Raw genomic sequence first — 24690 nt, 5'->3', positions numbered from 1 at the left:
TCTCACATCAAGTTATGTAAATTGATTTTTTACTGCTTGTGAGAAATCCGGGTAAGGAGCGTACAGCAGAAGTCTGAGCAATGGTTTGCACCTCGACTTTGCGAACATGCAACCATTCTTCAATTTCATCAACCCCTTTCTGTACCTCTAAAAAAGCTTTTCCTCTCAAGTCTTCTAGCGTTATTTTCCGAGCGGCCTGATAGCTAAAATAAGCAGAAATACTTACAATAAGAGTAGTGCCGCCAAGAATAAATCGCATTAATAAATTGCGCGAGGAATATATTTTGGGAGCGGATGGGCTGGAGTTGCCTTTAATCACAGGATTCACCCTCTAAACAATGGGTTTGGTAAGCAAAAAAAAGGGCTATGTATATTTAGATTGCCCAAAAAATTATTGATAATCGCAGCTATGATTGTTATCTATAGCTGCGATTATCAATACCCTAAATTTTGCTGACCATCAAGCCCACATCAAACAGGCAAAAGTGCGAGTTAAACTCCCTGAAAAACTAACTAATAGTAGCAACAAATTAAATGTAGAACAGATTATCAAATATCACTAACAAGCTACAGTATATACCTATAACATAGTAAGGAATTAGATAACATTTGCCTTTTGACTAATGACTCAAGTAGATATTCTGATCCTTTCAAATGGCCCGGGTGAAGTAACAACCTGGGTGCGTCCAGTAGTAAAGGCGTTGCGGCAAGAATTAGGGGATGACCATTCTTTAGTGAGGATTTCTGTAGTATTATCACCTTGCTCAAATGCCAGTGGTAAAGAAGCAGCGATCGCTCTTTCTTATCCAGAAGTAGATAGAGTTCAAAAAGCAGAACATTTTTGGCAATTTTTGCTTTGGGGCAAAACATTTGAAAATTGGGATTGGAGAAGTCGCGGTGTAGTAGTTTTTCTGGGCGGCGATCAAATTTTTCCAGTGATTATAGGCAAAAAGCTCGGATATCGCACAGTAGTTTATGCCGAATGGTCAGCCAGGTGGCATAACTGGATCGATCGCTTTGGAATTATGAAACCAGAAGTTACAGCCCGTGTCCCCCACAAATATGCTCACAAATTCACTGTTATCGGTGATTTGATGCTAGAAGCACAAGAACAAGTCAATACTCCCTACTCCCTACTCCCTACTCCGCACTCCCCAATCATTGGTTTACTCCCTGGATCGAAAGCAGCAAAATTAGCCCAAGGAGTACCATTATGTTTAGCTATTGCCGAATATGTTCGTGCAAAAAGACCGCAAACCAGATTTGTAATTCCTGTAGCCCCAACTTTGGATTTACCAACTTTAGCTAGTTTTGCCGATCCCCAAAAGAACTCTATTGCTGAAACCTTTGGCTTTGATGGTGCTTCCTTAATTGTCCCAGAAGATGCTAAAGGTAAGGCATTGCTCAAAACAGTAACAGGTTTAACCGTGGAACTGTGGCAAGAAAACCCTGCATATCACTTATTATCCCAGTGCTGCATCTGCTTAACCACAGTGGGGGCAAACACTGCCGAACTTGGTGCTTTAGGAGTGCCAATGATTGTTTTACTACCAACGCAGCAACTCGATGCTATGCGTTCTTGGGATGGTTTACCTGGATTGTTGGCAAATCTGCCAGTAGTCGGTACACCCTTTGCTAAGGTGATTAATTGGTCGTTTCTGAGATTTGTGAGACGCAAAGGTTTATTAGCATGGCCAAACATCTGGGCACAGGAAGAGATTGTGCCAGAACTTATAGGTAAACTTCAACCGCAAGAAGTTGGAGAAATGGTTTTAGACTTTTTGACGAATCCAGAAAAATTGGATGATATGCGCGCTAAACTCCGTAATATTCGCGGTGAAAGCGGTGCAGCCCAGAAGATAGCACAGATTGTTGGTGAAGAAATTGGGAAGTCATGAGAGATAAGAGAGTAATCAAAGCAACATCCCCCTAATTTTTACTCTGGCTTAATCTGAAGATTCTCCATCCCTGCGCCCAAGTTCATAAATGCCGGCACCCATACAGGCCAATATACCTGTACTAATTCCCCAACTCTCACCTAAACTAATTTCCAGAACCCAGTTACATAAAGTTCCGACTACCAAAAAAGGTACAATGCTAAACAGTGAGGCGTAGAAAGCATTTTGGGATTCTCTGGCTTTACGAGTCTTTTCAAATTCCGACTGGCTGGTGTAGAGCGATCGCTCGGCAAAGTTAAACCAGCGATTGAGTTGCTCGATTACCCATTCATTGACTCTGGAAAAACCTAGATATAGCGCCAATGACCACAAACTCGCTCCAGCGATCGCGATCGTGTCTAACTCAAAACGGAAAGGCAAAATTTCAGTCAGCATTGCTTGGGGTAGTCCTGCAAAGGGTTAACTTTAGCTGTGAGTAGATGCTAAATAAACCTCTTGTGCAATTTTAAGCATAAACGTTAACAAGATTTCAACTACTTGGCAAATCTCCCGCTTCTGAGCTTGTTTACACCAGTTTTACACCCATTCTCTATCTAAAGATATCAAAAAATGCCCTGGATTTTAGTCAAAGCTACAATAGTTTTTCTATATAAGCTAGTACCTACAAACCACAAACCCCTTGAAATTATTAGATTTCAAGGGGTTTAAGAGAGTGCCAGGAACCGGACTTGAAGCGGTGACACGAGGACTCCAGAAGTGTTATTTGTATATGTCATTTGAAATGTCATCTGAAATGACAATCGTGTATGTCACTTCATAAGCAGGGTGTACCCTACACATAAAAAAGCCTAGCAGTGATATGCTAGGCGCAAATATTAATTCAATTCAGCATTCTTTTAGCGATCGCTGCTTCATTGAGCCTACCTTGGAACCAGTGCCAGGTATTGGAAAATCCAAAAAGTGCAAGAGATTGCAGAAAAGTTTACTCGTGCCAATTGCTTCAAACGTTGAAAATTGTTATCTTATTGTTGGCTCCTTTCCCCCGTCCCGCAGCGCCCGTTCCGAACGCCCGCAGCAAAAACACCTCTGACTAAAGCAGGACTTTGATCATTCGTCCCTGAGACGGAAAAAGGGAAAGGAACCGCATAGCTGTTTGTGGTGTTCGTTCATTCAACCTAACTTCAGGGCTAGCCTTGAAGAAGCTTAGGACAACTGTATTTTATATGCAGATGTCAAGAGTTTGTTACAAATTGCTGTTGCAATCTGTGATTTGAGTTGTATGCACGAATACCCGGTTAAATAAAGCAGCATAAATTAAGCTTTTAGCTACCGGAATTGTTGCAAACGCTCTCTTCAAAGCAGCCTCCTAGTAAACCAAAGGAGGTTAAATAAAGTGCAACGTTCCGTCAATTCTGTAAGCAATAACATTAATAGCGCATTCAATGTGGATGCCCCAGGCTGTCTATGTCTGGGGCTTTGTTTTAGGTACTTAGCAAAAAATGCCCAAAAAATACAGCTGAGTACTAGTTACATAGAAAAAGCCTGGAAGAAATGCCAGGCGTTCAAAATAATCCACCTCAATTTTAATTCCATGACCACACAGAAAAATAAATTTCTTGAACCACCAAAGCACAGAGATTCACTGCTTTGGTGGTTGCGCCAGAAGTTGAGATTCTGGCAGCCAATTGTAACAACGATCGCAGCAATCTTATCCTTGCTGTTTACACTGTTGAAACTTTGGCAATTTTTTCATTCTTAATTGTGCTTCGCGCACATAATTAAACTTCAAAGGTGGGCATATACCCACCTTTTTTTTGTATAAAACGCACAGTCAAAGCATAGAGGTACGCAGTATTGGTACGACGTATTGAAAGCACAGTCGCAAACAGAGTTAACAAATAACACAACTAAAGAGGGTGAAACGCCTTAAGCGCTGCAATGTTTCCACCTTAAATCATGCCCTTATTTTATAAACGTCGTTTATATACGTCGTTTTTTACGTCATTAAAAACGTCATACAAAAACGTCGTTTTAAAAATCAACCTACGTCGTATCTTTTACCGATGCCGTGTGTTGTAGTATCCACGGTCGTCAATAAAACGGGTATCCACTTTGTATGCTGTGGTGAACATACACGAAGTACCCATGAGCAACATTCTACCAATTCCCGGTTTTGAGTCCAGTCACAGCATCGGTGATGATGGTACTGTCTACCGTAACATCGGCGGCGTTCTAAAACCCCTAAAGGGTTCAATCTCATATCACGGCTATCGTAAAGTTCATTTACGTCATAGTGTTATCGGTAAGATCGAAGCGGTTCACCGTCTTGTAGCGGCGATGTTTATCGGTGAGTGTAAGAACAGCGATTTCGTTACTCACATCAATGGCGATCGCTTAGACAATCGTGTAGATAACCTGAAATACGTTCCACGTAAGGAATCCAACAAAAGCACGTTACGCCGTGGTGAGAATAATCACTTTGCAAAACTCACAGAAAAAACGGTTAGGGCAATAAAAGGGCAGATAGGCGAGGGTAAGCGGTCTGATAAGCAAATTGCGGTCGTTTACGGTGTCTCCGAGCGTACTATCAGAAACATTGCATCGGGTAAGACGTGGAAACACCTTGCATAACATCCTTCGTTTCACGGCGTTAGTACATCTACACTACCAATGCATCACCAATGACCTCTAGAATCGCCTCTAGGGGTTTTGTTTTGCAGTGGGCTTGCATCGGCATATAAGACTTGTCATATACCCTCTCATGACAGCGCTTACAGCAAGCGTTCGAGAGTTCGGAAAGTTATAACTTTCCAGACGTTACTCTGTCGTGAGGTAAACGATCGCAGTCCATCGAAAAATTCAGTACTACTGTATGACAAATCTTGTATTGCTTTTTACCCAAAAACCACTTACCCTAGGATCGTGGGTGGGCGGGGAAATCGACAAAAAACACGTCACGAGCGTATTCCATCGGCGTAGCAACACACACACTGATCGCACGGTGTACCGTTACATCGATTTACGACCGTCTCTCATTCACTGCCATCGTCGTTTTTCCGTGTAGTGTTTTTTATCAGGGTAGGGATTTTAAAAGTCCTTACCCTTTTTTGTGTCTTGTTGTCAACGGTACAGATAGCGTCTGTTGCTGCTACTAATGCTACCAACGGTGTTTTTACCTTCTATGTCAGCACTATGTCAGTGTATGTCGTATGTCAGTTGCCTTTTTGTCTGTGATGTATGCCAGGAACCGGACTTGAACCGGTGACACGAGGATTTTCAGTCCTCTGCTCTACCAACTGAGCTATCCCGGCTGGGGCTTTTGTGAGCCACGATTACTTAATGTAGCAAAGATAAAAGAATATAGCAAGTCTTTGGAGAAAAATAGTTATGCAGCTTTCAAACTGAACTTAAACCAGATGAAAACGGCTACAAATAGTAGAAATTGGACAAGAACAATACTTGGCCCAGAAGCCAGATTGAAAAGACCTGAGACAATGATGCCAGCAATGCTGCTGATAGAACCAACTATCACCGACATGACTAGAAAGCGGCTAAAGTGGTAACTCATCAGTTTGGCGGTGGAGGCGGGAATGACCAAAAAGGCGTTCACTAATAAAACACCAACAGCTTTAATCGCGACAGCAACAGCAAGTGAAAGCAAAACCACAAAGGCGTAGCGGTACAATTGCACGGGAACGCCTTGAACTTGGGCTACATCGGGGTTAAGGGTCAATAAAATTTGCTGTCGCAGAGTTGATAGTAAAAATATGCTGCCTCCCACAAGAACTAGCAGCGTCAAAATTAAATCTGTGGTGTCGATCGCTAGAATATCCCCGAACAATACAGCCATCAAGTTGCCACGATATCCTTTAATTAGGCTCGTGAGAATTAAACCGATCGCTAATGCCCCAGATAGCACTATGCTAAGTATGCTATCGCTAGCTAAGTCTGTTTTGTCGATAAAGTAAAGGACAATAACCCCAAAAACTAAGGTAAAAGGTAATAGCATCCAAGTAGGATTTATTTGTAGCAGCACACCTAACGCCACACCTACCAATGCCGCATGACCAACTGCATGGCTGAAAAATGACAACTGGCGCAAGGTAACAAAACTACCCAACATCCCGCCAAGTATTCCCATCAAGGCAGCACCAACAATCGCACGCTGTATCGAAGGAAGCTGTAATAACTCTAGCAAGTCATTACTACTAGCGATCGCTAACCAAGTTATCTGATAATCATTGAAGAAATCTATAATTACTGGCATTTTTCATTCTTTAATTACGAATTACGAATTACGAATTACGAATTCTTTTAATGTTGGTGCTGGTAGCGACTAAAACCTGGGCCATAAGTTGCTAACAGGTTTTGCGGTGAAAGGGCAATTTCTGGCTTCCCAGTACAAACAATGCTTTGGTTCAGACAAAGCACGCGATCGCAATGGCGATTAACCATATCAATATCGTGAGAAACTTGTAATACTGTCCAACCTTCCTCTCGCTTTAATTCATTTAGCAAAGCGTAAAAATCTGCTGCACCCTGCACATCAACACCAGCAAAGGCTTCATCTAGTACCAAGAGTTTGCGAGGCATTACCAAACAATAAGATAATAAAACCCGCTTAAGTTGACCGCCACTAAGAGTACCAATAGCTTGATGCTGTAAATGATAAGCATCAGTTCGCCGTAAAGCTTCTGTTACTGCTGCCGATTTTTCTCGGTCTTGTCTCACCAGCTTGGAAAAAAATGAACTCTTTTTTTTGCCTTCTTTAGTCCATCCCAGTCCAACTAATTCGCTGACAGAAATAGGAAAGCTCCGGTCAAAAATGAAGTTTTGCGGCATATAGCCCAACGTGTGGCGTAAATGCCCCAATCTGGCAATTGGACGACCTAAGATTTCAATCGTACCAGCACTTCGAGGTATCAAATCTAAAACCGCTTTTACCAGGGTACTTTTACCAGCACCATTGGGGCCAACAATGGCTGTATCTGTTCCTGGCAATAATTCAAAGGAAACATCTCGAACAGCTAGATAGCTGCTTTGATACACAGTTAATCCTTCTACTTTCAAAATAGGAATGTCATTAATCATTAATCATTGGTCATTGGTCATTGGTCATTAGTCATTGGTCATTGGTCATTGGTCATTGGTCATTTGCAAAGGACAAAAGACAACTGATAAATGACAAATCTATTTACACGATGTTTCCAGAGTTTGCAAATTAGCTTTCATTGCCTTGAAATAATGCTGTGGATCTGTTTCGCCAGTTTCTAGAGAATCCAGAGTACGCAAATTTAATTTCAAGTCTTTAGATAGGCTGTTCAGGAGTTTATTATCTACTCCTGGTTCGCTAAATAAAGCTTTAACTTTGTATTTTTTCACAGCATTGACGGCATTTTGGACATCTGTTGGGGAAAGTTGATCTTCGGGAATTTGCACCACCGCAACTTGCTTGAGGTTATAGCGTTTGGCTAAATATGGAAACGCATCATGAAAGGTAATAAAGGTGCAACTGGGATTTTTCTGCAAAGTTTGCTGAAATTCGCTGTTTAAACTTTCTAACTCTTTAATATAAGCTGTAGCATTTGCTTCGTAAGTAGCTTTGTTCGCCGGGTCGGCAGCAATTAATCCATCTCGAATATTGATTACCTGCTGTTTTGCCAAAACTGGATCTAACCAAACGTGAGGATTACCCTGACTATGTTCGCGATCTTTTTCATCTGGCGTTGTTTTTACAACAGGTGAAATTTCATTTAAGGGTTTAATACCTTTACTAGCATCAATTTCAGTTAATTGGGGATTTTGGGCATTTTTGACAGTACCTTCCAGAAATTCCTCCAAACCTAAACCATTTTTTACTAACACCTTAGCAGTAGCGATCGCTTTGACATTTGCTGGTGTCGCTTGGTATTCATGTACCTCCGTACCAGGTGGCACTAGAATTTCTACATCTGCCACATCCCCAGCTACTGCCTTAGTAAACAAATATATCGGCAAAAATGTCGCCACTACTTTAGTTTTTCCCGACTGCACTGCTGGGGTAGAAGCAGCTTCCTGTACTCGCGGCGACTGTTCGGAAGTTGTTCCCTGATTGGGATTCGATTGGCTACACCCAGTAGCCATCGACAACATTAGCAGAGCAATTATGGGCAAGATGCCGCTTTTTTGCCTACCTGTTCTAATTTCTCTGCAATTCACAATCACAATATTTCTCCTCCAAACCGATGCTTGCTTTACCTCTGTCATCATCGCTATTGACAATGGAAAGTATTCTAAATTTTATACTATAATAATTCTCATTCTCATTTTTAGTACATAATATCATTCTGGGTTTGCTGTGTAATGAGTAACAACAAAACTTTTTCAGAAGGTACAGCGCTCTGCAATTTAGTTTTCCCTAAATAATTAGGATTTCTTGACTTTTTTTCTTAAAAAGGTTGCTGAGTTCTGATAAGATTACTGACAAAGATTTTCATGAAATACACGTTAAAAAAACGTGGTTTGGGTGTGAATTGGAGATCGGTGTGAGGAGAAAAATGCAAAAATTCTGTAAATATCTGCTAGTTAGTCCAGCAATCTGCGGTGTAATGCTATTTGTGAATACTGCTACATTTGCAGGTGAAATATCCAAGACGTCTGAAATCAATCAACCACAAGTTTTAGCTAATCCAGACACAAAAGCTCAGAACATAGCGCCAGATCAGAGAATGGGACAAGTTACCTCTGTGTCTCAATTTTCGGACGTACAACCCACTGACTGGGCATTTCAAGCATTGCAATCTTTAGTTGAGCGCTATGGTTGCATTGCAGGATACCCAAATAGCACTTATCGCGGTAATCGGGCATTGACGCGATATGAGTTTGCTGCTGGTTTGAATGCTTGTCTCGATCGCGTTAACGAACTTATTGCTACAGCCAGTGGCGATTTAGTTAACAAACAAGATTTAGCCACATTACAAAAGTTGCAAGAAGATTTTTCCGCCGAACTAGCGACACTCCGAGGTCGTGTGGATGCAGTAGAAGTACGTAATGCTGAATTGGAGGCGAATCGGTTTTCAACCACAACCAAACTGCAAGGAGAAGTTATCGCAGTCGTCAGCGATGTTTTGTCAGGAAATACAGTCAACGGTGCGGAAATTACAGATGAGAATACAACTTTAGGGTTACGGGCGCGGATAGAATTAGTAACCAGCTTTACAGGGAAAGATACGCTGTTCACTAGAATCCAGGCTGATAATATTCTCAGCCCTAACATCGGTACACCAGAGGGTAACTTATTCTTTGCTGGTGATGGTACCACTAATGCTTTTATAGATGCTTTGTATTACAAATTCCCTCTGGGTGAAAAAACAGAGGTTACTGCTCTTGCCAACGCAGCGGCAGCAGATGATATTACCAGTACTGTCAATCTCTTTGACGGTGATGGCTCCTTTGGTGCTTTGTCCACCTTTGGTACACGCAACCCAATTTATGGCCAGATAAATGGCGCGGGGTTGGCAGTAACGCACGAGTTCAGTGACAAATTGGCACTGAGTCTAGGATATTTGAGTGGTACAGCTAATGACCCTACACCTAATAATGGTTTGTTTAATGGTTCTTACGGGGCGTTGGCGCAGCTAACGGTTAAACCAAGCGATCGCATTTCTATCGGTTTAACTTACATCAATTCCTACAACCAACCACTACTCACGGGTAGTAATGCCGCCACTTTCCAGGATATAGCAGCTATCCAGGGTTTACCTGAAGAGCAAGTAGGATTTTCCAGTAATTCTTACGGTATCGAAGCATCCATTGGGATCACTGATAACATTGTCTTGGGTGGTTGGGCTGGATACACCAACAGCCAAAGCTTGAGAGGAACCCGTGGAGATGTTGATATTTGGAACTATGCTGTCACTCTTGGCTTCCCTGACCTCGGTAAAAAAGGTAACTTAGCAGGTATTATTGCTGGTATGGAGCCGAAAGTGACAAGTTCTAACATTGCAGGGTTGGATAACGATCCTGATACATCCTATCATCTTGAGGCTTTCTATCAGTATAAGCTGAGTGACAATATCACCATTACTCCTGGAGTCATCTGGTTAACATCTCCAGATCACAACGACACTAATGATGATGTTGTTATTGGTGCATTGAGAACCACATTCAGTTTCTAATTTTTTAAAATCTTAAAATAAGACGCAAATTTATCTTTTGCGTCTTTTCTTTTGTGTATAGGTTTCAAAATAGAACTCAGCATTTTTACCGAGCTTGATATCTTATACCAATTCAATTAATGATTGCAACACATCCTTGCTAAAGACGCGATAAATCGCGTCTCTACAAATGGCCTATTTGTCGCATTATTTTTTCAAATTGGTATTAAAACAATGTGAGTTTGACGGTTAGGAAAGGCCAAAAAGATTGCTAGATATGAATTTGCTTAATTGAACATCCACGCAGCCTGAAAAAAGTCGCGCTCACAAAACATCGCATAACGATAAATTGAATGCACAACAGAATTGGTAGCGGCATAATTGTCAACCAAATTTTCTAATTGTTGTGTTAGTGGTTGAAAATCTGCGCTGCTATAAGTACGAATCCAGTCTGCATATTGATGATTAGGAATACCGTTACAAGCCAATTTTTCTCCTAAAAAGGCATACAAACGCATACAGGGAGACATCGCCGCAGCAGTTAAACCCACATCTTTGCTCCAAGCAGTTGCTAACAAAAAATCAGTATAGCGGCGGGTGGCAGATGCAGGTTCTACAGAATACAAATTGACTCCCCACTCATAAGCATAGCTACTATGCAGCCGTAGTTCTTCTAAAACTCCACTAGCTAAATTATGAAATGTGGTGAAACCTAACCAGTCTGGTGCTTTAGCTGCGGCGATACTGTAGGCACGCGCAAAAGCTTCTAAGAAAAAAGCATCTTGCCCTACGTAGTAAGCAAATTTCGCTCGCTCAAGAGTACCATCACCAATGCCCCGAACGAAAGGATGCTCTAGGCAAACTTGGGCTAAGTCTTGATTTGCTGCCCATAATTCTTTAGATAAGTCATTTGTCATTTGTCATTTGTCATTTGTCATTTGTCATTCTCAAATCAGCACCCGTCAAATTTGCCCCATTAAATTTAGCTTCGCTCAGGTTAACGCCAAATAAACTCGCGCCACTTAAGTTTGCACCCCGCAAATCTGCGCCGCTCAAGTTTGCGCGGCTGAGGTTAGCACCTGTGAGATTAGCACCGCTCAAATTGGCTCCAGATAAGTCAGCCATCACTAAACCTGCACTTGTCAAATCACAGTTTTGACATTGTTTGGTTGCTAATAACTGTTTAACATCTTCAGAATTTGCCGCTTGTACGGTTGTTGTCAAACTAATCGTGGTTAAAAATGCAACTGCGCTTAGAATTTGGCTTTTCATATTTGTGTAATATTTTTGACTCAATATCACTATTAATTGAGATGGATTTATACCTCAGCATTATGATATGAGCAATCTCAACAATTTGTCCTCTGTAGTTGTCTACATCACTGATAAATTGGCGATACCTTTCCTGTGGAAGGCTATGCTAAAGGATGATAGAAAAGTCGTCAAGCTATCAATTGAGCCGATATTAAGACTGATAACCTCAGCAAGAATAATAAATAAGCATCATTCGTCAAGAGAAATAATACACTCCACTATAAGCGAAACTAATGTCACCAAATTAAACTCACTGCAAAATATTGCTTCAAAAAAAGCAACTGTAACATCCAGATAATTAGTATTTTTCAAATCAAGTAAATTGTAGAGCAGTATCCAAGCCTAAAGCTTGCCCTGAGAACTGGATTAGTCATTGTCATCAGGGATGCTCTCGCTCAGGAGCAAAATCATAGATTTGCTTTTGTATACCCTGATTTTAAATAAATATGAGACTATAGAAATATTAAGGCAGTCAGAAAAACGTGAGTCAGCAAGACAAACTCTTAGAAAAAATTCTCTCTGGGACTTCTGATACAGATATCCCTTTCGCCCAACTGTGGCAACTTTTATATACACTAGGCTTTAAAGAACGGATTCGTGGCGATCATCGTATTTTTGTCAAAGCCGATGTTGAGGAAATATTGAACCTGCAACATAAAAAAGGAAAAGCCAAAAGCTATCAAATTAAACAAGTTCGGGCAGTGATTCTCAAATATAAGCTAGGAAGTAAAAATGATGTTTCGGTATGAAATTATTCTCTATTGGAGTGAACTAGATCGAGCGTTTATTGCTGAAGTCCCACAGTTATCAGGCTGTGCTGCTGATGGTGATACTTATCAAGAAGCCCTGCATAATGTAGAATTAGTTGTGCAGGAATGGATAGAAACTGCTAAAGATTTAGGGCGTCCAGTTCCTGAACCTAGACCACGTTTGATGTACATTTAGTTGATATACAAACCAAGTTAAACTGATTTTTTCGTATTATTCAGAAATATTTAATACCATATTTAGATACGTATCAGAAAAATCTTCACTAAAAGACCTAAAAAATTCTACTGGCTGCCATTATCGTATCTAAGTTATAGTGATTCTCATTTGAATGGGTACATGGCTAGGGACACGGCAATGCCCATTGGTGTCAACTTAAGAGGATGGTGATTTAGTTCTAATTGTAACAAAGCCACCAGTGCTAATCCCAAAAAAGGTAGCTTCTGATGAATTGTCAACAACATTACAGTTGGTTTGTAACACTGTAGATCAGCTACTTTATTAGCTGTTAATAGCTGAGGTAATTGCCAGCCTAAGCGTGGAATAGCTGGGATCAGACCGATGAGCAATGCAGAATCGGTAAGAGTGCTAACAAATAGCGGAAGAATCGTGAAAAATGAAGCAAAACCACTCCCAAAACCAAAAAACCCACTTTCAATAACACTGACAGTAAAGTTATGGCGAAGGTCTTTTTGAATTTCAGAATTAAGCATTTTTATAGATATTACAAGTTTGGTGATTTATTCTCTTTTGGGGAAACTCAGGCTGCATTTTCAACAGGTTTATCTTCTTTTTGTAGGTACTTAGAAATCACCTAAGTACCTACAAAAACCTGAGTTCCATAAATTGTTCCCAAATGCTGTACTTAAATCACCCTTGAAAAATATTTTTGTAAAATATCCCAATTTTTGATGGTGAGCCTTACTGCAACGGAGTCCTGGGTCAGTGGCAGGTGTAAGTTAACTTTGAAGTTGTACGTCTGTGGTGTGTGATTGCTCAACTGGTAGCTTTGGAGGAGTGCGGGCAGCCATCCAGTTACGCGCTTTTCTCTTAGAGATGGGAATGCCTACTATTTCAAGCATTTTTGCTATTTCTAAAATTGGGGACTCTCTGGATGAAGCAGGTGCTTCACAGGAAGCTGCTTTGACCAAAAGAGTCGGTCAATTTTTGGATGAATTAAAGTGGTACGAAGAAGCATTGCAACGACAAAGAAAAGAAAAAGGAAACCCCTTCTAATCAAGTCAGCAATCAATTATTAGTTATAACTGACTGATTAATTAACTAAAGTTTTTTGTGTTGCTGAATCAAGGGATGATTCTTGTAGGGCGGGCGAGACGCCATTGGTGTCAAGTTAAGGCATCAGCCCAGATGTTAAGCGAGGTTGCAGCGTTGCGTCGATGTCGCTGACGCACGGCTTTGACCAAGCCCATAGAGCGTTGATGCTCAACCAACCAAGGGATAAGTAGCAGTTGTGTGTTTTTCAGGAGTGCGCGGTGGAAAAAATATAAACTGCGAAAGACCATTTCAATAGAAATGCGTTCAATGGGCTGTTGTAAAGCAACAGCAACATCAGTACACAAATCATTGAGGACAGCATAGAAAATCCAAGTAGCAAAGAAAAAGCATCTGTACACCATTAGTGCCACCAACCCACAAATAAGATAAACCCAACAATTTTTTTGTGAGTAAAAATGCATCCTCAATTTTCCAACGTCGGCGATACAAATCACATACTTGCTGTGGAGAAAGCTGTTGTGGGTCAAGGACATTAGTTAAATAATGATACCAAGTTTGACACCAGAGTACTGATACTTGGCGCATCGGGTAACGACAAGGATCAGTATGGTTCAGTCCCATTTGAATGATTTCGTCTTTGTAATAAGAACTACTCGAAAGGCAGCGCACTACCCGATAGCGCACCTTGGCTTTTTGTCTAGTTAAAACATATTTTCCTTGCTGTGTTAGGGTATCAAACCACTCAAAACCATAAAAACCCATATCTGTTATCAGTAAACCACCCACTGGCAAGCGCTCTGTTAGTTCTTGCCACCACTTCGTTTCATTGCGTTTGGCATCAGCATCGAAAAATGCTGCCACTGGGCGATGACTAAATGCTTCTACTACTATCAGCATCTTCCCACCTAAAACTGCACCTGTTTTTTGTTGCAGTTGTCCCAAATGTTTTTTGACTGCTTCTAAAGTTGAGGCATCCGCAATCCATACCGCACCAAACTTCTGTGCTACTGATGTCCAAAGGGGTGCAACTTCAAGGGTGTTTTTCTTAGCTGCAAGACACTCTATTACTTGCTCAAACAGCTTAATGAATAACTGTGCTGGCAAGCTCTCTAGGCGTTGAGATAAAGCTTGCCGACTCACAGACATTGCCTCTACCCACAACAATCCTTCTACTTCTAGGCAGCGCAGCACATCTGTTAAATAATTTATTTGTCGATACACCAAACTCAATACTATTGCTGCCATCACGGGCAAGGTTAGTACCCGCGATCGCAAACTGCGTTCTTTGTCTTTTACATCTTTAAGATTGGCAAATGTCCCTGGAGTTACTAGCTCAATCAATCGTGATTCTATCTCTTCGCTTGTTGGGGCTGGAGAAGTTACTCGATGTCGAAAGTCTGGATTTCCTTGTTTCTTACGTGGCTTACTCATAGCTATTCTCTACGCCCTTGTGTTGAGTTTAACCATTAAGTTTTACCCACTTGACAAGACTCTCATTTTCTTAACTTGACACCAATGGCAAGATGCCCATCCCACAAAACTAGCAAAATCATTCCGCAAATATGCAACGCTAAGTTTTTTATATCTTTGGCGATAACTTCCATAGTTTCTTTCAATACTGGAAGCCAAACGCAACCCTTAGTTACCCTTTAAGAGAAACTTGTGTGAAGCTATAAGAGAGTGAAGAATCAAACTCTCTTCTACTAATCAGTTCTAACTTGCCCTTTGTAAATATGCCTTCAATTAGCTACAATCGCACCGACAGCCAACAGCCACAAAGCATTACCATTGAAGGTTATGTTGTCCGGCCAGGATTACACATTCTCAGTTACGCGCAACTCAAGTTGCTACGAGAGCAAACACAGCATCATTCTCAGCTTGAATCTCTAGTGAGCCAAGGTGTCATTAAGTTAACAGGTTAAATGAATTCTAGTAATAAATTTATCATAGCCGTTGGTTTCGACTTCTCTGCGAGACGCACTCGCGTTCGCTCAACCAACTGAATGGTCGAGAGTTAAGCGAACTTGTACTGAGCGAAGTCGAAGTAGTTGAAACTCGTCAACATAGGTATTTTTTTCATCAGAAATCACCTTAATAGTCGTCAACTCACTTGCAATTCATCTCATCACCTGCTTATTGGGTAGGTGATGAGATGAATTGCTGTATCACCTAAGTTCTAAGTAGGTGAGTCGGAACGTTCTATTTGCTGACGAATGGTATTAATAGAAGCATTAATACCAGCTAGTTTGGACTCTAAATCATCTCGCATCCAAATCAAGAATTTTAATTTCCGCTCTAAGCTAGTTTTGTGCGAAATGGGTTCGCTTCCGTAACATGGATTACCCCAAAAAGGAAACATATTTTACCTCTGTATTTAGCTTTTGTAAGAGTGCAATAGATTGCACCATTACATTCTGACGAATAACAATCAGACTGGTGTATGTAACAACCGACCATTATTGTGGGTGCTTAACGAACTTTTGCTAAAAGTTGTCTCTTGAATTGGTGGAGGTATTTAACCAAACTGCTGTCAACTCTATCCACTTTCTCCTCTAAGAAAAAGTTGAAGTGACAATGCCAGGTTAAAAAGTTCTGGCAATTTGGCATCACAACTCTCTATTTTGCGGTTTAAATAAGATATCAACATAACAGAACAACCACAAATCGCCAGTTGTTGACCCAACGCTGTAAAATAACTCAGCAGCCAATTCATAGCGTTTGGTCATCGCTTCTCTACGAGACGCTGCGCGAAGGTTACAACTGGCTAGTAATTTACTAGAAAACCCATAGTAAAAGTGCCTATACTGGAAAGCTGTCTTAATACGGCTGGTAAAATAAAGGTGAAGTACCCGCAAATCAACATACTTATATCAGTGTAAATACTTCTAATAATAGATGACTTGGTAAAAGGGAAAGGGATAATGCAGAAAGGCGTAATATTCTAAGACCAATTACTGAGTAGGAAATTATTTTATGAGAACCAGAAAGCTAGGCAAACAAGGGTTAGAAGTTTCAACTATCGGACTTGGTTGCATGGGAATGTCTGAGTTCTATAGCGGTCGGGATGAAATTGAGGCGATCGCGACAATTCATCGGGCGTTAGAACTTGGAGTTAATTTTCTTGATACTGCTGATATGTATGGGCCTTTTACCAACGAGCAACTAGTAGGCAGAGCAGTTAAAGATCGCCGAGATCGAGTAGTTTTAGCAACTAAATTTGGCAATGTCCGTACTGAAGATGGTGGTTTTAAAGGGGTTGATGGTAGACCAGAATATGTCCATCAAGCTTGCGATGCCTCGCTAAAACGTCTGGGAGTTGAAGTGATTGACCTCTATTATCAACATCGAGTAGATCCAACTGTCCCCATTGAAGATACTGTCGGGGCAATGGCAGAGTTAGTCAAGCTGGGAAAAGTGCGTTATTTGGGGCTTTCGGAAGCTGCTCCGGCGACGATTCGACGGGCTGTAGCAGTTCACCCCATTACTGCACTGCAAACAGAATACTCTCTTTGGAGTCGAGAGCCAGAGGATGAAATTTTACCAACTGTGCGGGAATTAGGAATTGGGTTTGTTCCTTATAGCCCATTAGGAAGAGGATTTTTATCAGGTGCGATCGCTAGCCCTGACGATCTTGCACCTGATGACTATCGAAGAAATTCTCCTCGCTTTCAAGGTGAGAATTTTTATAAAAACCTGCAATTAGTAGAGCAAGTCAAAGCGATCGCCAGCGAAAAAGGAGTGACTTCTAGTCAGCTTGCTTTAGCATGGCTATTCGCTCAAGGAGAAGATATTGTCCCAATACCTGGTACAAAACGCCGTACTTACTTGGAAGAGAATATTGCAGCTACCGAAATTATCCTGACTGAACAAGAGTTGAATCGACTGGAAACAGTTGCACCAAAAAATGTGGCAGCTGGCGAACGCTATCCTGACATGAGTACTGTTAACCGTTGATCGATCTGAGTGCTGGAGTATTTTTTCAAATTCTGCTTTAGATGCACAAGTAGATATTACCGCAGCTTAACCCAGAATTCTGAGAGGAAATGTCAAAAGTAGCGATCGCTATATCGGCTAGATATCTAGATACTTATTCAATCATCTGGAAACTGCCAGCACGAGATATGTTCAATATCTTTACTGCCGCATTTACTACAGACTGCATCAATCACAGAATCCACCCATTCATAGCTGCAACTACGACAATGACAGAAAATGTTATTGCGGTTAGCTATTTCAATACCTTGATGCCACTGTTGCAGTTGAGAAGAATCTGGAAAAGCTTCTGACATCTCATCAAACCTCGTTCATGTCATAGTCCATATTATGAGCATAACAAGCCCCAAAGTGAATAACTCAGTATTAATCATCCTGACCCTCACCGCCTCTATAGCCCTATCGCCCGTCAGCATTGCTGGTACTATCCAAGGTTCACCCCATACTATCAAAATGTCTTCATTTAACCTCAGCTCCCAAAAATGGCAAAACCGGGTGCTGCTAATCTTTGCACCGTCTGTTGAAAACCATAACTATCAGCAACAGATGCAGGTATTTAACCAGCACCAAAATGGTTTTAAAGACCGAGATTTAGTTCTCGTTCAAGTTTTGGCAACAGATAAAAGCTATGCAAACGGACAATTAATAGATGAGTCTTCTGTGGCAAATTTGCGAAATCGTTTTGGGGTTGAGCGAGAAAATTTTCGTGTCATTTTGATCGGCAAAGATGGTGGTGTTAAGCGCCAAGAAACTACACCAGTGCAAGCGACAGCAATTTTTAAGCAAATTGACGCTATGCCCATGCGTCAGCAAGAAATGCAAGAACGATAAATTGGTAAAGCAGTTGGTTTTCTTGTTTAACATTAATGCAAGTAAAGCTAATTGCCCTTTACTACAAATGCTACGCCAATCCTTAAGCGCAAACCTCTTACAGCACCAGAGTTCTACAAGTTGAGTAAACTTAAGTGCGAACCTACAAAAGTCTCTGCTTTCAAACAGCCTCTTAATTCTTCAAGTAGATGAGAACACTTATTAAAAACGTATATACTGCAATTATCAAGCAATGAATTTATTAGCTCCTAGTTTTAGACCTACTAGGAGCTTTTTTTATTATCCATCTCTAATTAAGGGAGTTCATCATTAGAAGTAATAGCGTTCATCCTCAAGGCTATCGATCATTGCTTCTGTTGGTAGATTGAATGTCAATATTTGGATTGTTATTGTGTATTTGTTACTAAAAAACGTTTATCAAATAAAAACAATGAATATTCTTGCTTGGATTGTTTTAGGTCTAATTGCTGGTGCGATCGCCAAGGCTATCTACCCTGGTCATCAAGGCGGCGGAATTTTAGCAACAATTTTATTAGGAATCGTTGGTGCTTTTATTGGTGGTAGTTTGGGTGTATTCTTCAGTACAGGAAGCTTTGCTCTAGCGGCTCCCTCTTTGAGTATTCCCGGTATTGCGGTAGCAGTTCTTGGTGCAATTGTTGCAGTCTTCTTGTGGAACGCGTTAACTAGCCGCAGTGCTTTGTAATAAATTAAATTGAATTAACTAATTTAGAACTTACGCAATTTTTGTTTTACCTGTCAATGTGTAAGTTCTGTTTAACAATAATTATTTACAAAATTTGCTGCTTGTCATGCTGATAGCCTCAACATTATTCAGATTGATAATGTTGAGGCTATGATTTTATTTTGGATGCCCTATCTGTCGCAAACATTTTTTGAATTAGTATTATATTAGAGAAGTCCTAAATCTCTGCCTTACAGGCTTATAAAGTCTGTGGCAACAACAGCAACAGCGTCATAAATCGCAAATTTTATACTTGTAATCTAACTTAATTTTGTTTGGTGTATAAACGTAGCCCATCATAGACATCGCCTGGTAGGATAATTAAAAACTTGGGTTAGCGATCGCAATCTATTATTTATACGTGTTTTATCTTGATTAAAGTTATATTTCACACATGTTATTAGGAGTTTACATACTAATAGTATTTAAGAACTTAATACTAGTGGTGTATAAATAGATTAAGCTTGCCTCTGAGCTATTTGCTATGAAATTTAATGAAGAGGTAGTTACGATTCCCAGTGTACAACTTTGACAACTGTCCACAATACTGTTGCGTGTCTCAAGCTCATGGTAATATTATCTTACTGTCAGGGAGATATTATTTATACATCAATTTGTAACCATGCTGAAACAGCTAGTTAGGTGTGCTACTTCAAAAAACAAAAAATTATTCAACCTACCCAGGAAATCAACAGAAGCCCTAATGTGCAAAGCACAGAGCTTTTGAGAATCTGCTTATATAAGGTACTAAAGAGCTAACTAAGGCTCTTTTTTCGGAATCATCATAGCCAGCGAAAAAGGCATAAAACCCTCTTAGAATGGCAAAAAATTAGACAAGAGTAAATAGAAAAGTTTTGACACAATGTCAATAGTTTTTTGTATATGTAAAAATATCAAAAAGCCCAATTTGTATTGTCAATAATACATTAACATTGTGTGTTTTATTTAGATATTGATTCTCTTTGTGCTTAGTTACCTATATAAAAGTCCTATTTGATTAGTGAAAACTTAAGCTACGCTCGATCAAATTAGGCAAACACTTAAATTTAACAAATAATTTAGGACTGCTAGATCAATCTCGATCTAGTAAAAATTCGATTATTCACAAAGTCAGTAAGAGTAACAGAGAAAACATGAATATCATAGTTCGTTTGTTTGGAGCGATCGTTCTCCAAGTATCTGCGTTGGCTGCAATGTCTAGCATGGCAATGTCTGATGACAAGCCCTTTCGCGTCAATACCCAACAGACTCCGGCTGTTTATCCACAGAAAACACCACAAATGTCTGATGACAAACCCTTTCGCGTCAATACCCAGCAGACTCCGGCTGTTTATCCACAGAAAACAACACAGAGAATTTGCTCTTTAGATCCTATTGAGGATTTATTACCTCCACCACAAACTAAAGCAAATAATTCTTTGCTTTCTTACCTTGCTGAACAGGGTTTTACACAAAATAAAGAGGGTTCCTGGGTTTGTTATGCCAATGATCCTAAAAAAGAGGGACGTTATTTTACTTTATTTAAGGTCAAACAAGTTAACAGCAGGCTCATAGCAAGTTCTTTTTTAGATGAAGGCAGTCTGATTCAAGGGCAGGAAAATCGTAGCTTGGACTTCTTTATGATGCTGATTGAGCGTCATACGAATACTACTAAAGAGAATCGTCAAGGTATACGTAGATATCTACAAGCCTTCGTTTCCTTAGTCAAGGAAGGGAAGATCAAACCTACACGTCGTGGGTATCTTTTTGACCAACCAAACCGGGCGATAGTCTTATATCACACACTCTCATCAGGAAATCTCAAAGGTACAGGAATCACGATCAACATTTATTTAGGTAAGAGTTGAACTGGGGAATGGGGACTGGGGAATAGGAAATAGGAAATAAATATTTAGGAATACTTTCTCAATACCCAATACCCAGTCCCCAATACCCAATCCCCAATCCCCAATCCCCAATAAAATTGCTGTCGTTTAGTGGAGGTGCATCTTGCCTAAATCAATTGTTCAAAGAATTGCGATGCCGAAGGTAGTTCGCTTTGCAGCGATCGCATTTTCATCTGTTGCAGTAGTACTCACTACGTGTCAGTCTGCTTTTGCACAGCTAAATGTTGGACGCTATGGTATCCAACAAGGACTGGAGTCTGAATATCTCCAGTACCAAATTAATAACCAAAGTTTGAGCCAGATGCGAGTCATTCCTGGATGTGATGTGGGATTTGGTCTGACCTGCAATAAAACTGGATCGGTAATCCAACAATTAGTGGAGTTAAACAATGGGACTAGTTATCAAAACCTTCTGATCCGAGCAGCCGGTGGGGAGAAAAACTTCCAGAATTTCGCTAGCTTCTACGGTAATAATCCCAATCTCTCTGCGGTGCCTTACGCCTCATTTTGGAGAAACGCATCTCCCGCAATCATGGATGGATCTCAATACCTTCTTGGACAACCTTTTGGTCGCAATCCAGTAGAAGGACTCGGACTTGTAACCAAGCAGTTCTACTGGGCACCATACTCAGGAGTCAATGACTCTGTTAGCCTCCGTAATGGATTACTAGACCTGAAATTGTCATACGGACGACTGCTGTTTGAAGAGGCCTCACAAATTTCCAACATTCAAGAGCAGATTCAGTCTCTAGGTCTGTCGCCAGAGATGACAAATTTTTATTTAGATAAAATCTCTACAGGCTTGGATGCGTTGAATTCTGGAGATCGGAACCAACTCCAACAAAAGATTTTTGAAGTACTATCCTATCCATACTCCGAAGATGGTGGGGAACTCGGACGCCCCAATAATGCGATTCCAGGGGAATTTAATCAGCTCTTAGGAGAAGATATCGCAGGAGATTCTTTGCTGACTGACAATCCACTAGCCTTGGATGGAGAAACAATAGCTTTTGATGCTTTCCCTGGCTCTACGGGAGATGTCTTGGTACCAGACAGTTCTAATTCCTTTCCACTTTGGCCAATAATCGGAGTTGGGGGTCTTGGTTTAATTCTGCTTCTACTACTGGGTGGTGATAGTTCTTCAGATCAACCACCTGTTTCTTCATCTCAACCACCTGTTTCTTCATCTCCTCAACCACCTGCACCTGTTTCTCCAGGAAATCCACCTTTGTCTCTCAACAACAAAGGCGAATGCGATCTGACTCCCAGTGGTAATAGTTCCAATCACACACAGATGATTGAAATTCCATGTAGTGTGACTCCTCAAAGCCCCACGCAAGTCAAGAAGGTAATGGAGCCATCAACGATCAAAGCGCTTGTATTGCTAATTGTTCTACTATGGATAGTCCGTAATAAACACCGAACTTTAAAAATCCTTAATTCGTAATTATATGACATAAGGGGATTTAGCGAAAAGTTGGAGCGCTAGTTTCCAATAAGCTTGAGTAGCGTTAAAAACCTTAAACTGGTAGGTTGGGTTGAGCAACGCGAAACCCAACATCAATCTGAGTGTTGGGTTTTGTTCCTCAACCCAACCTACAAATTTTTTTGCAACAATTTAGCCTTGCCACGCCAGTAGGGTAGCACAGGTAGCTGTGCTACCCTACCCGTGTAATTTATTCAAATGAGAATCGGCTATTATTACAATTTTGTAATTCAGATAAAGGCAAAGCTGTCATATTGGGCTGGTGTAATTAAAACTATCAACTCTTTCCAATCTCAGCGAAACAAGATTGATTGTTATGATTATTCGTCAATTTCTAGTTTTGACAGCCATTTCCCTCACGCTTGCAGCCTGTAGTCAAGCAGGCAGTAACCCGAATCTGACCGCCCAAAACTCTCCTCAAACGCGTGAGCAACTACCGCAAGGAAGGCGATCGCACCGTCAGATAGATTTTACAGCTGCGGCTCAAAAACTTGGTGTTACCGAAGCCAAGTTAAAAGAAGCTTTAGGAGTACCCACTAATCCAACCAATCCACCAGATGGAGAGCGTCGCCGTCCCGATCTGAAAGCAGCAGCGACAAAACTTGGTGTTACTGAAGAGAAATTGCGGGAAGCCTTGGGGATTCCGGCACGTCCTCCGAGCAATTAATCATCCTGCTTGCAAAAGTCGATCGCAACGACTCAATTGTTGTTTACAACCAAGGTGCATTCATAATATATGACACTTAATTCTCCCCAACAAATTACACTCAAACCTTTTAAAGAAGGTTTGATCAAAGGCAAACTGACGAAATGGCTGATGGGGTTATTGATACTCAGTTCACTTACAGGCGGTGGATACCTCGTTTACCGTCAGACGGTGATTTCCTCCACTCAAGAAGCCAGAAGCAAAATGCAGACAGTCCCAGTCGAGCGAGAAACGTTACCGATTACCATCTCAGCTAACGGTACTGTTGAAGCCAAGCAATCGACCAACGTCAGCCCCAAAAGCTCTGGACAGCTAAAGAAATTGCTGGTAGATGAAGGTGACTCTGTAAAAGCGGGGCAAATCCTGGCATATATGGATGATTCAAATCTGCAAGGGCAACTAATTCAAGCACAGGGATCTCTGGCTTCTGCTCAAGCGAATTTGCAAAAGGCGATCGCTGGTAATCGTCCTCAAGATATTGCTGCTTCACAGGCGCAATTAGAACAAGCCCAAGCGACTTTAGAAAAAGCACAAGCAGGTAATCGCTCTCAAGATATTGCTCAGGCTGATGCACGTTTAAAAATAGCTCTAGCAAGTTTAACAAAAGCCGAAGATGATTTGAGCCGCAATCAGCAACTATACAATGCTGGTGCTATTTCCCTTCAGACTTTAAACCAAAAACGCGCCGACAAAGATAGCGCGAAAGCTTCCGTAAATGAAACCCAGCAAGCGCTGGCATTGCAAAAAGCTGGATCGCGCAAAGAAGATATCGAGCAACTAAAGGCTGTGGTTGAGGAAAAACAGCAAGCTTTAGCACTACTAAAAGCAGGAAACCGCCAAGAAGATATTGACGCCGCACGCGCTCAAGTGACTCAGCAACAGGGTAGCCTAAAAACGATTCAAACACAAATTCAAGACACAGTAATTCGTGCCCCATTTACTGGTATTGTCACTTCCAAGTATGCCGATCCAGGTGATTTCGTTACACCAACTACATCAGGGAGTTCGGTTTCGGGATCGACCTCTTCTTCGATTCTGTCACTGGCATCAACTTATCAGGTTGTGGCAAATATAGCTGAAACCGATATTAGCAAAATTAAGGTAGGGCAGTCAGTAAGTATTACAGCCGATGCCTATCCTGACAAAACTTTTAAGGGAAAAGTTGCCCAGGTTGCGGCTCAGGCAACTGTGGCAACCAATGTTACCAGCGTTAAAGTCAAAGTAGATTTCACTGACCCTGAGACTCTTCTGCTTCCAAGCATGAATGTTGATGCGAAATTCGATGCAGGCGAATTAAACAATGTGCTTGTTATACCAACAGTAGCGATCGCTCGTCAAAGTAATGGTACTGGAGTGCAGGTGCTTACGGAAAATGGCAGCACTCGATTTATGCCAATTAAAACTGGAGCTACGGTAAATAACAAAACCGTAGTGCAATCAGGTTTACAAGGAAATGAAAAGGTTTTGGTGAGTGCGCCATCGAATTCTAACAAAAATAGTAATACTAACAGAGGTATTTCTCCTGGCGGTATGGGTGGGCCTCCTCCTGGTGGCCCTTAGTATAAGTACAGTTTTGCCTAAAAGCATAGCGCTTTTAATACAGGAGAACGCATTAACAACGCAAGCCAACGCATTAACAGCGCAAGCCAACGCATTAACAACGCAAGCCAACGCATTAACAAAGCGTCCGATAAA

24 protein-coding genes, 1 tRNA gene and 2 pseudogenes are annotated in these 24690 nt (G+C 41.0%); 15 read left to right on the top strand and 12 right to left on the bottom strand.

The window, feature by feature from the left end; genetic code table 11:
* Positions 1–7 precede the first annotated feature (7 nt).
* Positions 8–259, bottom strand: coding sequence for a hypothetical protein (locus tag ACFE93_RS19465; RefSeq protein ID WP_375475299.1), 252 nt, complete (start codon positions 257–259; stop codon positions 8–10).
* Between the two features lie 364 nt (positions 260–623).
* Here ACFE93_RS19465 and ACFE93_RS19460 point away from each other — a divergent pair, with 364 nt between their 5' ends.
* Positions 624–1898: a lipid-A-disaccharide synthase gene (locus tag ACFE93_RS19460; protein ID WP_375475297.1), complete on the top strand. Its 1275-nt coding sequence runs from the start codon at positions 624–626 to the stop codon at positions 1896–1898.
* Positions 1899–1946: 48 nt separating this feature from the next.
* Here ACFE93_RS19460 and ACFE93_RS19455 read toward each other — a convergent pair whose 3' ends face one another.
* Entirely contained in the window at positions 1947–2333 is a 387-nt protein-coding gene (locus tag ACFE93_RS19455) for a hypothetical protein (RefSeq protein ID WP_104907343.1), read from the bottom strand.
* A gap of 1156 nt (positions 2334–3489) precedes the next feature.
* Between ACFE93_RS19455 and ACFE93_RS19450 the strand changes: the two genes are divergently transcribed.
* Together ACFE93_RS19450 and ACFE93_RS19445 are read left to right on the top strand one after the other, a co-directional pair.
* Complete coding sequence (locus tag ACFE93_RS19450; protein WP_375475295.1) at positions 3490–3657, top strand: hypothetical protein; 168 nt, start codon at positions 3490–3492, stop codon at positions 3655–3657.
* Between the two features lie 386 nt (positions 3658–4043).
* Positions 4044–4529 carry an HNH endonuclease signature motif containing protein gene (locus ACFE93_RS19445; protein WP_375475293.1) on the top strand — a complete coding sequence of 162 codons (486 nt, stop codon included), beginning with the start codon at positions 4044–4046 and terminating at the stop codon, positions 4527–4529.
* 607 nt (positions 4530–5136) lie between these two features.
* Here the strand turns inward: ACFE93_RS19445 and ACFE93_RS19440 are convergent.
* The 4 genes from ACFE93_RS19440 to ACFE93_RS19425 all read right to left on the bottom strand — a co-directional run bounded on the left by ACFE93_RS19440 (position 5137) and on the right by ACFE93_RS19425 (position 8030).
* Positions 5137–5209 (bottom strand) — tRNA-Phe (locus ACFE93_RS19440).
* Positions 5210–5283: 74 nt separating this feature from the next.
* Positions 5284–6165: a metal ABC transporter permease gene (locus tag ACFE93_RS19435; protein WP_375475291.1), complete on the bottom strand. Its 882-nt coding sequence runs from the start codon at positions 6163–6165 to the stop codon at positions 5284–5286.
* 47 nt (positions 6166–6212) lie between these two features.
* Positions 6213–6989, bottom strand: coding sequence for a metal ABC transporter ATP-binding protein (locus ACFE93_RS19430; RefSeq protein ID WP_375475289.1), 777 nt, complete (start codon positions 6987–6989; stop codon positions 6213–6215).
* Between the two features lie 99 nt (positions 6990–7088).
* The gene (locus ACFE93_RS19425) at positions 7089–8030 is read right to left on the bottom strand and encodes a metal ABC transporter substrate-binding protein (RefSeq protein WP_375475307.1); all 942 of its coding nucleotides are present in this window, start codon (positions 8028–8030) and stop codon (positions 7089–7091) included.
* Between the two features lie 404 nt (positions 8031–8434).
* On the opposite strand from ACFE93_RS19425, the gene ACFE93_RS19420 reads away from it, so the two are divergent.
* The gene (locus tag ACFE93_RS19420; protein ID WP_375475287.1) at positions 8435–10054 is read left to right on the top strand and encodes an iron uptake porin; all 1620 of its coding nucleotides are present in this window, start codon (positions 8435–8437) and stop codon (positions 10052–10054) included.
* Between the two features lie 266 nt (positions 10055–10320).
* Here the strand turns inward: ACFE93_RS19420 and ACFE93_RS19415 are convergent, their stop codons facing one another.
* The gene (locus ACFE93_RS19415; RefSeq protein ID WP_375475285.1) at positions 10321–10950 is read right to left on the bottom strand and encodes a TenA family protein; all 630 of its coding nucleotides are present in this window, start codon (positions 10948–10950) and stop codon (positions 10321–10323) included.
* A 22-nt stretch (positions 10951–10972) separates the two neighbouring features.
* A pseudogene (locus tag ACFE93_RS19410) lies at positions 10973–11305 on the bottom strand (pentapeptide repeat-containing protein); the annotation flags it as partial.
* 524 nt (positions 11306–11829) lie between these two features.
* On the opposite strand from ACFE93_RS19410, the gene ACFE93_RS19405 reads away from it, so the two are divergent.
* Both ACFE93_RS19405 and ACFE93_RS19400 read left to right on the top strand, forming a co-directional pair.
* Complete coding sequence (locus ACFE93_RS19405) at positions 11830–12096, top strand: type II toxin-antitoxin system HicA family toxin (protein ID WP_375475283.1); 267 nt, start codon at positions 11830–11832, stop codon at positions 12094–12096.
* A complete protein-coding gene (locus tag ACFE93_RS19400; protein ID WP_375475281.1) occupies positions 12080–12292 on the top strand; it encodes a type II toxin-antitoxin system HicB family antitoxin in 213 nt (70 codons plus the stop codon). Before ACFE93_RS19405 ends, ACFE93_RS19400 begins: the two co-directional genes overlap by 17 nt.
* 146 nt (positions 12293–12438) lie before the next feature.
* Here ACFE93_RS19400 and ACFE93_RS19395 read toward each other — a convergent pair whose 3' ends face one another.
* Positions 12439–12828 carry a hypothetical protein gene (locus tag ACFE93_RS19395; protein ID WP_375475279.1) on the bottom strand — a complete coding sequence of 130 codons (390 nt, stop codon included), beginning with the start codon at positions 12826–12828 and terminating at the stop codon, positions 12439–12441.
* 268 nt (positions 12829–13096) lie between these two features.
* Here ACFE93_RS19395 and ACFE93_RS19390 point away from each other — a divergent pair, with 268 nt between their 5' ends.
* Positions 13097–13351 (top strand): hypothetical protein, encoded by a 255-nt coding sequence (locus tag ACFE93_RS19390; protein ID WP_375475277.1) that lies wholly within the window; start codon positions 13097–13099, stop codon positions 13349–13351.
* A gap of 110 nt (positions 13352–13461) precedes the next feature.
* Here ACFE93_RS19390 and ACFE93_RS19385 read toward each other — a convergent pair.
* Positions 13462–14788, bottom strand: a pseudogene (locus tag ACFE93_RS19385) (IS4 family transposase).
* Between the two features lie 296 nt (positions 14789–15084).
* Here ACFE93_RS19385 and ACFE93_RS19380 point away from each other — a divergent pair.
* Positions 15085–15273, top strand: a complete 189-nt coding sequence (locus ACFE93_RS19380) for a hypothetical protein (protein ID WP_104909283.1) — start codon at positions 15085–15087, stop codon at positions 15271–15273.
* 254 nt (positions 15274–15527) lie between these two features.
* On the opposite strand, the gene ACFE93_RS19375 is transcribed toward ACFE93_RS19380, so the two are convergent.
* Entirely contained in the window at positions 15528–15710 is a 183-nt protein-coding gene (locus tag ACFE93_RS19375; RefSeq protein WP_292867934.1) for a hypothetical protein, read from the bottom strand.
* 614 nt (positions 15711–16324) lie between these two features.
* On the opposite strand from ACFE93_RS19375, the gene ACFE93_RS19370 reads away from it, so the two are divergent.
* The gene (locus tag ACFE93_RS19370; RefSeq protein WP_375475275.1) at positions 16325–17305 is read left to right on the top strand and encodes an aldo/keto reductase; all 981 of its coding nucleotides are present in this window, start codon (positions 16325–16327) and stop codon (positions 17303–17305) included.
* Positions 17306–17442: 137 nt separating this feature from the next.
* On the opposite strand, the gene ACFE93_RS19365 is transcribed toward ACFE93_RS19370, so the two are convergent.
* Positions 17443–17640: a hypothetical protein gene (locus ACFE93_RS19365; protein ID WP_375475273.1), complete on the bottom strand. Its 198-nt coding sequence runs from the start codon at positions 17638–17640 to the stop codon at positions 17443–17445.
* Positions 17641–17695: 55 nt separating this feature from the next.
* On the opposite strand from ACFE93_RS19365, the gene ACFE93_RS19360 reads away from it, so the two are divergent.
* The 6 genes from ACFE93_RS19360 (at position 17696) to ACFE93_RS19335 (ending at position 24555) form a co-directional block, all read left to right on the top strand.
* Positions 17696–18175: a DUF4174 domain-containing protein gene (locus tag ACFE93_RS19360; RefSeq protein WP_375475271.1), complete on the top strand. Its 480-nt coding sequence runs from the start codon at positions 17696–17698 to the stop codon at positions 18173–18175.
* Positions 18176–18605: 430 nt separating this feature from the next.
* Positions 18606–18878: a GlsB/YeaQ/YmgE family stress response membrane protein gene (locus tag ACFE93_RS19355; protein WP_104909288.1), complete on the top strand. Its 273-nt coding sequence runs from the start codon at positions 18606–18608 to the stop codon at positions 18876–18878.
* Between the two features lie 1172 nt (positions 18879–20050).
* Positions 20051–20764, top strand: coding sequence for a hypothetical protein (locus ACFE93_RS19350; protein WP_375475269.1), 714 nt, complete (start codon positions 20051–20053; stop codon positions 20762–20764).
* 142 nt (positions 20765–20906) lie between these two features.
* On the top strand, positions 20907–22250 hold the full coding sequence (locus ACFE93_RS19345; RefSeq protein ID WP_375475267.1) for a hypothetical protein: 1344 nt from the start codon (positions 20907–20909) through the stop codon (positions 22248–22250).
* A 355-nt stretch (positions 22251–22605) separates the two neighbouring features.
* On the top strand, positions 22606–22956 hold the full coding sequence (locus tag ACFE93_RS19340) for a hypothetical protein (RefSeq protein WP_375475265.1): 351 nt from the start codon (positions 22606–22608) through the stop codon (positions 22954–22956).
* A gap of 69 nt (positions 22957–23025) precedes the next feature.
* On the top strand, positions 23026–24555 hold the full coding sequence (locus ACFE93_RS19335) for an efflux RND transporter periplasmic adaptor subunit (RefSeq protein WP_375475263.1): 1530 nt from the start codon (positions 23026–23028) through the stop codon (positions 24553–24555).
* Positions 24556–24690 lie beyond the last annotated feature (135 nt).

Origin of the sequence: uncultured Nostoc sp. (assembly GCF_964247315.1) — a bacterium.
GTDB lineage: Bacteria > Cyanobacteriota > Cyanobacteriia > Cyanobacteriales > Nostocaceae > Nostoc.
This window is presented reverse-complemented; position numbering and strand designations above follow the sequence as displayed.

What these genes read in the sequence shown, in the direction of transcription:
- ACFE93_RS19455 (WP_104907343.1), bottom strand. Translation starts at nt 2,333, where the DNA reads ATGCTGACTGAAATTTTGCCTTTCCGTTTTGAGTTAGACACGATCGCG.
- ACFE93_RS19460 (WP_375475297.1), top strand. Translation starts at nt 624, where the DNA reads ATGACTCAAGTAGATATTCTGATCCTTTCAAATGGCCCGGGTGAAGTA.
- ACFE93_RS19365 (WP_375475273.1), bottom strand. Translation starts at nt 17,640, where the DNA reads ATGTCAGAAGCTTTTCCAGATTCTTCTCAACTGCAACAGTGGCATCAA.
- ACFE93_RS19400 (WP_375475281.1), top strand. Translation starts at nt 12,080, where the DNA reads ATGATGTTTCGGTATGAAATTATTCTCTATTGGAGTGAACTAGATCGA.
- ACFE93_RS19370 (WP_375475275.1), top strand. Translation starts at nt 16,325, where the DNA reads ATGAGAACCAGAAAGCTAGGCAAACAAGGGTTAGAAGTTTCAACTATC.
- ACFE93_RS19350 (WP_375475269.1), top strand. Translation starts at nt 20,051, where the DNA reads ATGAATATCATAGTTCGTTTGTTTGGAGCGATCGTTCTCCAAGTATCT.
- ACFE93_RS19340 (WP_375475265.1), top strand. Translation starts at nt 22,606, where the DNA reads ATGATTATTCGTCAATTTCTAGTTTTGACAGCCATTTCCCTCACGCTT.
- ACFE93_RS19415 (WP_375475285.1), bottom strand. Translation starts at nt 10,950, where the DNA reads ATGACAAATGACTTATCTAAAGAATTATGGGCAGCAAATCAAGACTTA.
- ACFE93_RS19395 (WP_375475279.1), bottom strand. Translation starts at nt 12,828, where the DNA reads ATGCTTAATTCTGAAATTCAAAAAGACCTTCGCCATAACTTTACTGTC.
- ACFE93_RS19420 (WP_375475287.1), top strand. Translation starts at nt 8,435, where the DNA reads ATGCAAAAATTCTGTAAATATCTGCTAGTTAGTCCAGCAATCTGCGGT.
- ACFE93_RS19430 (WP_375475289.1), bottom strand. Translation starts at nt 6,989, where the DNA reads ATGATTAATGACATTCCTATTTTGAAAGTAGAAGGATTAACTGTGTAT.
- ACFE93_RS19450 (WP_375475295.1), top strand. Translation starts at nt 3,490, where the DNA reads ATGACCACACAGAAAAATAAATTTCTTGAACCACCAAAGCACAGAGAT.
- ACFE93_RS19375 (WP_292867934.1), bottom strand. Translation starts at nt 15,710, where the DNA reads ATGTTTCCTTTTTGGGGTAATCCATGTTACGGAAGCGAACCCATTTCG.
- ACFE93_RS19445 (WP_375475293.1), top strand. Translation starts at nt 4,044, where the DNA reads ATGAGCAACATTCTACCAATTCCCGGTTTTGAGTCCAGTCACAGCATC.
- ACFE93_RS19425 (WP_375475307.1), bottom strand. Translation starts at nt 8,030, where the DNA reads ATGTTGTCGATGGCTACTGGGTGTAGCCAATCGAATCCCAATCAGGGA.
- ACFE93_RS19435 (WP_375475291.1), bottom strand. Translation starts at nt 6,165, where the DNA reads ATGCCAGTAATTATAGATTTCTTCAATGATTATCAGATAACTTGGTTA.
- ACFE93_RS19335 (WP_375475263.1), top strand. Translation starts at nt 23,026, where the DNA reads ATGACACTTAATTCTCCCCAACAAATTACACTCAAACCTTTTAAAGAA.
- ACFE93_RS19465 (WP_375475299.1), bottom strand. Translation starts at nt 259, where the DNA reads ATGCGATTTATTCTTGGCGGCACTACTCTTATTGTAAGTATTTCTGCT.
- ACFE93_RS19355 (WP_104909288.1), top strand. Translation starts at nt 18,606, where the DNA reads ATGAATATTCTTGCTTGGATTGTTTTAGGTCTAATTGCTGGTGCGATC.
- ACFE93_RS19380 (WP_104909283.1), top strand. Translation starts at nt 15,085, where the DNA reads ATGCCTTCAATTAGCTACAATCGCACCGACAGCCAACAGCCACAAAGC.